Below are 9,835 nucleotides of genomic sequence, written 5' to 3'. Positions count from 1 at the left end.
TCTCGGAAAAAGGAACTAATATACCGAATTTCAGAACAACTTTTTTGGAACTCTGTCCCCGAACCGGATTATATAATAAAGTATTTATCGGCTGAAAACTGTGGTTAAATAAGAAGGAAGCTGAAGCTTTTTCTCAGGGAATTATTTTTGGGAGAATTGATTTTTATGGACCTGGACATGATCAATAAACTTGTTTTTGATGTCGTGGAATCGGTCAGGGAAAATGAGGACGACCCCGGTGCAGGGATTTAGTATGCAGTCCAGTTTTCAAGGAAAAACGGGATTTCTCCAGATTTTCTCCTGAACATCGCAAAGATATGTGACTCAAAGGGGATGTTCAGAGAAGAATACGTGTTCATGAAAGCCTGCGCCCTTATGGGAGAAGGGGAGCAGCAGATTGAGGCTTATTTCCTTTCCGGAGTTCTTGCTTATTTTATCGGGAGAAAGGAAACCGCTCTTCAGGAATTCGATGAAGCCCTGAAGCTTGACCCCGGACATGTCAACTCCCTCTGCAACCAGGGAATCGTCCTTTCAGAGCTTGGGCGGAAATCTGAAGCAGAGAGCCGGTACAGACGGGCTCTTGAACTCGAACCCGAACATGTCAGCACCCACTGCAACTACGGAAACCTCTTTTTTGAACTCGGAAAACTGCAGGAGGCAGAATGCGAGTTCAGGAAAGCTCTTGAACTGGACCCTGCAAATGCAAACACCCGCTGCAACTATGCCAGCCTCCTTGTTGAGATGGGGCGAAGAGAGGAAGCCGAAGGACAGTTTTTGCAGGTGCTTGAACAGGTGCCTGAGCATGTGTCAGCCAACTATAATTATGCCAATTACCTCAAGGAAGAAGGGAAGGTTGAGGAAGCTGAAGTTCATTATAAGGAAGCTTTGAAAATAAGCCCCGGTCACATAGGTGCTCTCTGCAACTACGGCAACCTGCTCTCGGAATCCGGACGGGCTGAGGAGGCAGCAATGCAGTACAGGTTTATCCTCATGCTGAAACCAGAGGATGCGGATACAAGGGTTAATTACGGGCAGCTTCTTTTTGAGCTTGGAAGGTATCGTGAAGCCGAAATCCAGTACAAAAAGACCCTTGAAATAGACCCATGCCATGTTCCTGCACTCTGCAACTACGGCAATCTGTTGAGGAGGCTGGGTATGTTTCGGCAGGCTGAAGCCATGTACCGAAAAGCCCTGGAACTGGACCCTGAAGACATTAATACCCGCTACAGTTACAGCCTGTTTCTCTTCAAGCTTGAGCGTTTTGATGAAGCAAAGGAACAGTATCTTAAAGCCATGTCCCCTGACTCTTCATCGATTCTTTTTTAACCCGGAGACCCCCGGAATTTTCTTTTTTAATTCATTTTTATGGCTCAGGACCAGTTGATTCAATAGCTGGTTATACTATTGTAGAGGGTCGCAAAAATAGAAAATGAAAAGTCAGCTGCTGAAAAGCAGGAGTATAAGGTGAAGGGGGTCTAACCCCTCAGCATTTACTTGTAACAAAGACCATGGCAGCTACTACCGTGGTCCATTTTCCGTCTTTGTCCCCTTTTGCTGTCTGGCAGATGTGGAAGCTGTCAAAAATGTGCCCGCTTGCCTTGTATACCTGCTCTCTCTCATGCCATGCCATCTCTGCATCGAACTCAATACCGAGAGTCGTTGCCAGCATCGTTGCAGCCAGGTCTTCAGCGTACTCTCCGGCAATTATTTCTTCTTCCCCAAAAGAGTGGTGCTCTGAAATATAGCCGTAATTTTCCTCATTTACGGGCACGGCGGTCCCTATGGCTGATGCCATCAGACGGTGCGGCTCGTTAGTATCGTTTCTCGCAAGAACACAATGGACAATTGCACCGGGTTTCAGTTCTGCAAGACCTTCCTCTTTGGAAACAAGTTTGCAATTGGGAGGTAAAATGCTTGATACGCTAACAAGGTTATATTTCTCAATTTTTGCATCCCTCAGTGCGAGTTCAAAGGATGCCAATCTGTCCTTATGGACTCCGGTACCTTTTGTCAAAAAAGCTTTTCTAGGGATCATATAAACTCCTTTAAGTTTTTGTACTCCTTACTTCTGCTGTGCGGTTTTCATTGTCTGGACAACCAGTACACAGATAGATAATATGTAACTGATTTAATACTTTCCTATAGTTCTGAAAGAACCTTTCGAATTAACTGCTAAGCTTAAACCGGCATTCCATGTATCAATGAATGTTTCATGTTTCAAACGTACAGGAAAGTTATGAACTTTACCCTTTTTCACTATCAATTTTCAACTTGAAGTCCATCAGGAGATTGCCTTTATATCAGGTCAGTCCCTCAACTTCAGCAAAGTTCCTGCATGTTTTGTTCCCGGATACCGCTTTTTCGTAAACGTCCGAGTTTGAGACACCTTCGAAAATAAACCTCGTCTCAAGGGGAATATCACCTTTACTGACCATTATATCTTTCTTTTCTACACTGATTGTGACCTGGTCAGGAGAAAGCCCGGATTCACCCATATAATCAAGAACAAGTTTTCTTCCGAATTCCTCAGCAAACTCAAGAGCCTCACTTCTTATGACAAAATGCCTTCTTCCAGCAGGAGTATAGACAAAGACCCCTTTTGTCCTCAGGTCATACCTTGACTCACTGTAAGTTGTGCGGACTGTGATTTCAACGCGCTTTGTCCCTTTTCCTACAAGAGCACCCACAGCATTTCCTACCTCAGAGTATTCCGGGACAATAATTTCTGCATCGATCAATTTTTTCAGTTCATCCACATAAGCTCTTACGGGACCTCCAAGAAGCACAACCGGAATATCTATCTTGAAGCGGGAGAAAAAGCTGCCTTCAAGCATCTTTTCAATTTCTTTTCTGTCAACTCCTTCCATAAGGAAGGAAAGGAGGTCTTTTGCCATATTCCGGGCAAAAAGCCGCTTTACATTTATACAGAACTCCTGTCTTTCGGTCCCTATGAAGTTTGCAAGCAGGGTAGCTCCTATTACCGAAGCTTCGGAATTCCATTCGGCATATTCCCCAAGTACATGCAGGGCGTCGGTTGGAGTAAAACCAATAGCCTGCACAAGCCTCTTCTGGATAAGGGAGTCCATTACTTTCTTACCAGGCAGAATATTTTTGTCCCAGTAAATGTCTTTTAGAGAAAGCGGTTCATCATTTATAAGGGCGAGGAGTTCCTCTTCTTCCCTGTTAAGGTTAACAGGCTCCTTTTTTGTCCTTACAAAGAACTTTGTCGCCTGTATATGTTCGTTCAATTTGAGTTTGTCAGGAATCCAGCGTTTTTTCAGGGTATCCATGAATGAAGGGTAAAGGACAGCGGCCCTGCAGAGAGGAATAACCCTGCGCGGCCCGATATTTGTCTTGCTGCCCTGAACCCACACATGGCTGTCTCCTCCCATTGCCGAGGTCTCCATCCTGAGCGCCCTTACTTTTGTCTGCCAGCCCCCAACTATGGCTCCGTTTTCACTGAGGTAAGGCAGCCCTTTATGGATCAGGGAGACATCCGTACTCGTTCCCCCGACATCTATAACGGTGCAGGTCTCATGTCCTGAGAGGTAAGAAGCTCCGAGCAGGCTTGCGGCGGGTCCTGAGAATACCGATTCTATGGGTTTTCTCATGGCTTCATGCATGCTGACAACAGACCCGTCGCAGCGGAGCATGGCAATTCTGGGCTCAAGCCCTCTTCTCTCTATTTCACAGACAACTGTTTTTAAAAAACCTTCTGCTACCGGCAGGAGCTGGGCATTAAGGTAAGCTGTAACTCCTCTTTCGTAAGCTCCGAGTGACTGGGCAAGTTCATGCCCGCATACAACTGGAAGGCCTGTAAGTTCCTGTATCAGGTCTTTTACCTGCATTTCATGTTCGGGGTTACGGACACTGAAATAAGAAGAAACTGCAAAAGCCGAAACCTTTCCCTTCAGCCTCAAAACAAAGCTTTCAACTGCAGAAAGGTCGAGGGGTGCTATTTCATCTCCATGGCTGTCATGCCCGCCCTGAACCATTATGCAGTTTTCAATCTCCGAGTCCGCAGGGATTTCATAGTTGCCTACAAGAATAAGCCCAACAGGATACCCTGTCTTTTCCAGGATGGTATTGGTTGCAAGGGTTGTGGAGACTGAAACCATGGTTACAAGCTTCAGTTTTTCCTTATCAAGCCCATCAATTGACTTCGTAATTCCTTCGAGAGGGTCGGGATATGTCGTAAGTGCCTTGTTTGAACCTACAACCTTTCCATCTGAATTCCTGATTAATATGGAATCAGTATAGGTTCCGCCGGCATCAATGCCAAGACTGTATGCCATTTTTTAACTTCCTGTTTTATTCTGCTTGCTTCGGAATACTCATAAATTGTCATTTGGGTTTCAATTTTTTTCAGGCTTATTTTAAATCAAAAAGCCACACTGGCAAATCCTGGGTAAGCCATTTTTATAATATTTGCACTATTGAGGGAAAATAATATAAAAGTTCCGGACAAAACCGGAACTCAGACTTTAGGCATCCCGACTCCAACAAAAACAAGTTTTGTCTCTACGGGCATCGTGCCCGCTTCACTCAAAGAAATATCCTTCCTGTTTACTTCTATCTGGACCTCGCCTTTGTCAAGCCCTGCCTCGGTCATGTATTCCATTACCAGTTTTCTTCCAAGGTAATCTGCATATTCCAGGGCTTCCGGATAGCTCCCGAAGGTTTCCCTGCCCTGTGGGGAAAACAGAAGAACAAGCCTTTTCCTGTCTTTAGAATAGGTGCTCTTGATCAGGATTTCAATCCTTTTTATGCCTTTTCCGACAACTGCCCCAACAGCATTTCCTACATCCGAATATCTGGGGACTATAATATCGGCATTAAGGATCTGCTTCAGCTCCTCAGTATAGGCGACTACGGGGCCTCCTATGAGCACGACAGGAATTTTCATCCTGAACTGCGCAAACCTGTCCGACAGGATAATTTTTTCGATTTCCTGTGAAGGGACGTCTTTCAAGACAAAGGACATCAGGTTCAATGCCATGTTTTTTGCGACGTCCCTTTTTATGCGCCTGCAGAGTTCAATGTGGTCCGTGTGTGTGTACCTTTCCAGGAGTTTTGCCCCTGCAATCGAAGCTTCCGCATCCCATCCCCTGTAATCCCCGAGCACGTGCAGAGCATCGGTTGGGGTAAAGCCGATTGCCTGGATAAGGCGTTTTCTAATGAGGGAATCGAGAAGCCCTGGGGACAGGGTTTTCTGAGTTTCCCAGAAGATATCATTAAGGGAAGCGGGGGTGTCTCCAATCCTGTCAAATAGTTCCTGTTCATAACTCCCGAGGTTTGAAGCCTTTACCCCTGTCCTTATGAAAAACTTTGTAGGCTGCACATTTTCTTCAAGGTACATTGTCCCCGGGATTCTTCCTTTTCTCAGGACTTCAAGAAAGCCGGGATATTTGACAGATGCAACGCAGAGAGGGATAACCCTGCGGGGGCCTATGTTGATTTTCATACTCTTGACCCAGACGTGGCTGTCCCCTCCCATTGCCGAAGTCTCCATGCGGATAGCTTTTACCTTTGTCTGCCAGCCCCCGACCACAGCCCCTTCCGGGCAGAGTTCAGGAAGCCCGTTTTCGAGCATGGAGACGTCCGTACTTGTCCCTCCCACGTCTATAACTGCACAGGTCTCAAGCCCTGAAAGGTGGGATGCCCCTACAAGGCTTGCAGCAGGGCCTGAAAATATTGATTCTATAGGTTTTTCCAGAGCTTCATTAATGCCCACTACAGAGCCGTCACATTTGAGCATAAGCAGCCTGGCGTCCATTCCCCTGCGTTTGATCTCTTCTTTGATAGAAAGGATAAACTGGCTTGCAATGGGGATCAGCTGGGCGTTAAGGTAGGCCGTAATCCCTCTTTCATAAGCACCCAGATCAAGAGAGAGTTCGTGCCCGCAGACAACAGGAAATCCTGTAAGTTCATGAATTCGGGATTTGACTGCCAGCTCATGGGCAGGGTTCCGGATGCTGAAGTATGAAGAGACTGCAAAGGCTGAAACACGGTCTTTTACCTTCTCTACAAAAGCCTCAACTGCTTCCATGTCAAGGGAAATCAGTTCAGCTCCATGATGGTCGTGCCCTCCTTTTACCGCAGTATAGAATTCAGCCTGCATCTTTTCAGGGATCTCATAATCTCCTACCAGAATCAAACCTACAGGGTAGCCATTTTTTTCAAGGATTGTATTTGTAGCAAGAGTTGTGGAGACAGATACCATTTTCACGTCTTTTAAATACTGCTCATCCAGTCCGTCAATGGAATTTTTAATTCCTTCAAGCAGGTCTGGATATGTTGTAAGAGCTTTGTTCGAATCCATCACCTTGCCATCGGAATCCCGGATGATGACCGAATCGGTGTATGTCCCTCCTGCGTCAATTCCCATGCTGTATTGCATTTGAACGTCTCCTGTTGATTTTTTAATTAATGGGGTTCTTGAAATCGTTACTCAGATTAATCTGCTATATATAATGCCTAAAAATATATAATAGTTAGTTGAAAATAATATCTTTCCAGTTTCTTTCCCAATTTTGAAACCGTATTCGGGAGCTTTATGCGAGGCAGTTTACAGCTTTTGTTCCAGTGATTTTCAGGAGCAAATTTGTTTCAAATTCATTTCGAATTATTTTATTTTATGCCCAAGATTTATATAATTAGTTATATAAATCCGTTATTTAAGTCCATCCAGAGAAATACCTTAAAAAATACTTTTAAGCCTGAAATATGATTTTAAAAGTCCTTAAAATTGCCTGGGGCGCATATGACACTTGCAGAGATTTTTAATCAGCTAAAAGAGCTCGAAACGAAATTCAATGAGATCTCCTATCCTCCAGAAAGTGCATTTCAGCCCTATTTTTCCTTCAAAATCCGAAAGGCGGAAAAGGACTGTTTGCAGCACCGTTTACCCAGGTATGAGATTGAAGAATTTCTAAAAAAGGTAGAAAAATGACATATAAAGTGGCAGTTCACCCTTCAGTCAGCAGAAACCTGAAAAAGATTTGCAGCCTCGATAGACCCGTCTATGATTATATCAAGAAGAGACTCCGCCTTCTGGCTTATAAGCCTGAAATGGGCTATCCTCTTGGGGCCGAGTTTCAGGGAAAATGGAGAATCCATATAGGGACCTTTGTGCTGATCTACACCTTTGACAGCGCCAGCAATACTCTTACCCTTCTCGTCTTTGAACACTATACCAGAGCATATGATATGGATACGGCTTATGCCTGAACCAGATAATACCTTGTGGTCTTTTTAGGAGTCTTACAGGTCTTTAAACGGCTAGCTATCCAGACAGGTACTTCTTTTATTCCTGAAGGCCAATCATCGTTATTAAGCAGTCCTCTTGAGCGCAGCGAAAAGGACCCCGCCCTCCCGAGGCGGAACTCGGGAAGGACAGGAAAGACTCGGTAAAGTGAATGATGTTGCACGGATCAGAGATTTTATAGCTTGACTTTTCGGCTCTCGTTAGTGAAGTTCACTATTTTAACTTCTAAATTAGTCTGCTTGAGCGAGCGAAGCGAGTGAAACGGACGGCGGGCTCCCGAATCGCAACTCGGGAAGCGCAACTCGGGTGTTTAAACAAAGTTAAATATAAAGCTGGATAAAACTCAGAACTCAGGCGTGAGACAGATTATGAGAAAAAACGACAGCATCAAAGCTTGCGGCAGAACGATAAACTACGAAATAGTGTACAGCAAAAAGAGGAGAAAAGCAGCGATTGTTGTCCGCCCGGACCTGACAGTGGAATTTAGAGCCCCTCATGGGCTTAGCCGTGAAGCTATCAGCGACATGGTACAGAAAAAGGCTGTCTGGGTATGGGAAAAGCTGGACTGGTTTGAGGCAAACAGGCTTCCCTGCCAGGAGAAGCGATATGCAGATGGGGAAAAGTATCTCTATATGGGAAGAGAATATTCCCTGAAAATCCTGCCTGCTGAGGGAATTAAAAAACCTTTTGTCTCTTTTTTGGGGTCCGAAATTACCGTTCTTATTCCTGAATCAGTTTCTGATGAACTTAAGCCAGCCCTGGTAAAAAGGGCGATCTGGAACTTTTACAGTGAGTGCGCCGAATCAGAGGTAAAAAAGTTCCTGAAAGCTTATTCGGAAAAGCTGAGAATAGACCCTCCGGCTTTTAAGGTAAAGCACCAGAAGAGGCGCTGGGGAAGCTGTTCTGCAGACAATGTCCTCAGGATCAATTTCCAGCTTATGATGGCTCCGCCTGAACAGCTAGAATATGTGGTTGTGCATGAGCTCTGTCATGTTAAGGAGAAGAATCATTCTGCAAGGTTCTGGAATCTTGTTGGTGAACTCATGCCCGGATATCAGGTTCACAGGAAAAGCCTGAAAAAAGACGGCTGGAAGTATGTGCTTTAAGGCGTAATTTTTTCATGTTTTTATTATTTTTCTTTTTAGACGTTATTTTTTAGTTATGGACATGAAACATTCAAGTTTCTTCTTATTTAAGTATTTTTGTTTTTTGAAGAGTAAGAATTATTAAATAATCTTAAGGCTTAATATCATGCAGATGCCCATGGACCATCCCGGAAATAAAAATTTTAACTATCCACTTTTCGTTCTTGTCGGAATTATTACTTTTTTCCTGAGCGGTTTCGCTCTGCAGGGAATTCACCCTCCCGCATCGATATACCTTATGTTCGTGATTTATGGTGCCCTTTTTGCAGGCGGGCTGTTAATTTCAAAGGAAAGGTCCCCAGTTTTTATCCTCAGGGCATTTGCTGTTTCTTTCGTGCCTCTTCTCCTGCTTTCTGCAGCTTTTTTTGCCTTTGGGGCTCTCAGCCACGAGTATTCCAAGTCGATCGAAGCAGAAAAGCTGGAGTCCGTACCTGATCAATTTGTTATCGTGACAGAAGAGGAACTTGACGAATATCCGATGCTGAAAAAAGCTATCGAGTCCCCTGGAACGTACTTAAGTGCAGACCCCGGGGAGTGGGAACGGACGATTGATTTCCTTGACGAAAAAGGGGCTTATGAAATAAAAGCAGGGAATGACTACTACAGTATCTCCTTTTCAACCGCTTGATTTTTTTATAACTGCTTGATGCACTTTCTGTAACTTATGCTCTTATTAGAAATTGTTATACATCTTTTTTAATGATAATGAGTAATTTACAAAACTCTTTTTCAATTTCATCTGCCAGGTTTGAGTTTCTGCTTGACAGCCTGAACATTAGTTTTTAATTCTAAAAGATAATAATATTTTATTAAAGTTAAAAACAGAACCTTATTTATAAAGTACTTTAATGGGGAAAATTTTAATGGGAAATAATCAAAATTATTTGTGCAGTGGGGATGCCGGTAATCCTGTTCCAAACGTTAACAATCCATATGTGAAGAAATATCTCAATGATGTCTTCTCTGAAGTTTCAAATCTGGGAGTTGAAGAGCTTCAGATCTATTTTCTCAGTGTGCTATTTTTGATGTCAGGATTTTTACTATTTATATATGGGCTTTTTATGGAGCAGCTATATCAGTTTGTCATGGGTTTTCTCTTTCTAATACCCGGTTTCATTCTGGATAACATAATTGAGCCAGACGCGCCTGAAGAATAACGTTTGTGGAAGAAGGGATGCAGTGGAGTTAAATTGATTGTGCCAAAAATACTGACCCACGGATTCAGAATAAAGGGCAGGAGTCTGTTATTTCTGGCTCTTTTAATTTTTGTTTCAATCGTAGTTTCAATCGTATAGAGATACAGGTAACAGTTCGGACAAAAACGGTTCTTTTCTGCTTAAAATTGCATCTTATGGTCAGACAACATGGTTTCTCCGGTTAACTATTTCTTCACTCTCATTGATATGCTCATGGCCGCACACTG

8 protein-coding genes are annotated in these 9,835 nt (G+C 43.8%); 5 read left to right on the top strand and 3 right to left on the bottom strand.

Annotated elements, in window-relative coordinates; genetic code table 11:
* Positions 1-333: 333 nt before the first annotated feature.
* Entirely contained in the window at positions 334-1,326 is a 993-nt protein-coding gene (locus PLL47_RS13735) for a tetratricopeptide repeat protein (RefSeq protein WP_324447016.1), read from the top strand.
* Between the two features lie 157 nt (positions 1,327-1,483).
* On the opposite strand, the gene PLL47_RS13730 is transcribed toward PLL47_RS13735, so the two are convergent.
* The 3 genes from PLL47_RS13730 to PLL47_RS13720 all read right to left on the bottom strand — a co-directional run bounded on the left by PLL47_RS13730 (position 1,484) and on the right by PLL47_RS13720 (position 6,400).
* The gene (locus tag PLL47_RS13730; protein ID WP_324447015.1) at positions 1,484-2,035 is read right to left on the bottom strand and encodes a pyruvoyl-dependent arginine decarboxylase; all 552 of its coding nucleotides are present in this window, start codon (positions 2,033-2,035) and stop codon (positions 1,484-1,486) included.
* Positions 2,036-2,300: 265 nt separating this feature from the next.
* Complete coding sequence (locus PLL47_RS13725; protein WP_324447014.1) at positions 2,301-4,295, bottom strand: hydantoinase/oxoprolinase N-terminal domain-containing protein; 1,995 nt, start codon at positions 4,293-4,295, stop codon at positions 2,301-2,303.
* Between the two features lie 182 nt (positions 4,296-4,477).
* A complete protein-coding gene (locus PLL47_RS13720; RefSeq protein ID WP_324447013.1) occupies positions 4,478-6,400 on the bottom strand; it encodes a hydantoinase/oxoprolinase N-terminal domain-containing protein in 1,923 nt (640 codons plus the stop codon).
* Positions 6,401-6,948: 548 nt separating this feature from the next.
* Here PLL47_RS13720 and PLL47_RS13715 point away from each other — a divergent pair.
* The 4 genes from PLL47_RS13715 to PLL47_RS13700 all read left to right on the top strand — a co-directional run bounded on the left by PLL47_RS13715 (position 6,949) and on the right by PLL47_RS13700 (position 9,569).
* Complete coding sequence (locus PLL47_RS13715; RefSeq protein ID WP_324447012.1) at positions 6,949-7,230, top strand: type II toxin-antitoxin system RelE family toxin; 282 nt, start codon at positions 6,949-6,951, stop codon at positions 7,228-7,230.
* Positions 7,231-7,635: 405 nt separating this feature from the next.
* On the top strand, positions 7,636-8,373 hold the full coding sequence (locus PLL47_RS13710; RefSeq protein WP_324447011.1) for a M48 family metallopeptidase: 738 nt from the start codon (positions 7,636-7,638) through the stop codon (positions 8,371-8,373).
* A gap of 145 nt (positions 8,374-8,518) precedes the next feature.
* Positions 8,519-9,040, top strand: coding sequence for a hypothetical protein (locus tag PLL47_RS13705; protein ID WP_324447010.1), 522 nt, complete (start codon positions 8,519-8,521; stop codon positions 9,038-9,040).
* 235 nt (positions 9,041-9,275) lie between these two features.
* Entirely contained in the window at positions 9,276-9,569 is a 294-nt protein-coding gene (locus tag PLL47_RS13700; protein WP_324447009.1) for a hypothetical protein, read from the top strand.
* The last annotated feature ends 266 nt before the right edge of the window (positions 9,570-9,835 follow it).

The organism is Methanosarcina sp. (assembly GCF_035390745.1).
Classification (GTDB): domain Archaea; phylum Halobacteriota; class Methanosarcinia; order Methanosarcinales; family Methanosarcinaceae; genus Methanosarcina.
Note: the sequence above shows the minus strand (reverse complement) of the source record. Positions and strands in the feature narration are given on the sequence as shown.

Bases quoted from the DNA above. Each gene is read 5' to 3' on its own strand.
- PLL47_RS13735 (WP_324447016.1), top strand. From the start codon at position 334: ATGTTCAGAGAAGAATACGTGTTCATGAAAGCCTGCGCCCTTATGGGA.
- PLL47_RS13730 (WP_324447015.1), bottom strand. From the start codon at position 2,035: ATGATCCCTAGAAAAGCTTTTTTGACAAAAGGTACCGGAGTCCATAAG.
- PLL47_RS13725 (WP_324447014.1), bottom strand. From the start codon at position 4,295: ATGGCATACAGTCTTGGCATTGATGCCGGCGGAACCTATACTGATTCC.
- PLL47_RS13720 (WP_324447013.1), bottom strand. From the start codon at position 6,400: ATGCAATACAGCATGGGAATTGACGCAGGAGGGACATACACCGATTCG.
- PLL47_RS13715 (WP_324447012.1), top strand. From the start codon at position 6,949: ATGACATATAAAGTGGCAGTTCACCCTTCAGTCAGCAGAAACCTGAAA.
- PLL47_RS13710 (WP_324447011.1), top strand. From the start codon at position 7,636: ATGAGAAAAAACGACAGCATCAAAGCTTGCGGCAGAACGATAAACTAC.
- PLL47_RS13705 (WP_324447010.1), top strand. From the start codon at position 8,519: ATGCAGATGCCCATGGACCATCCCGGAAATAAAAATTTTAACTATCCA.
- PLL47_RS13700 (WP_324447009.1), top strand. From the start codon at position 9,276: ATGGGAAATAATCAAAATTATTTGTGCAGTGGGGATGCCGGTAATCCT.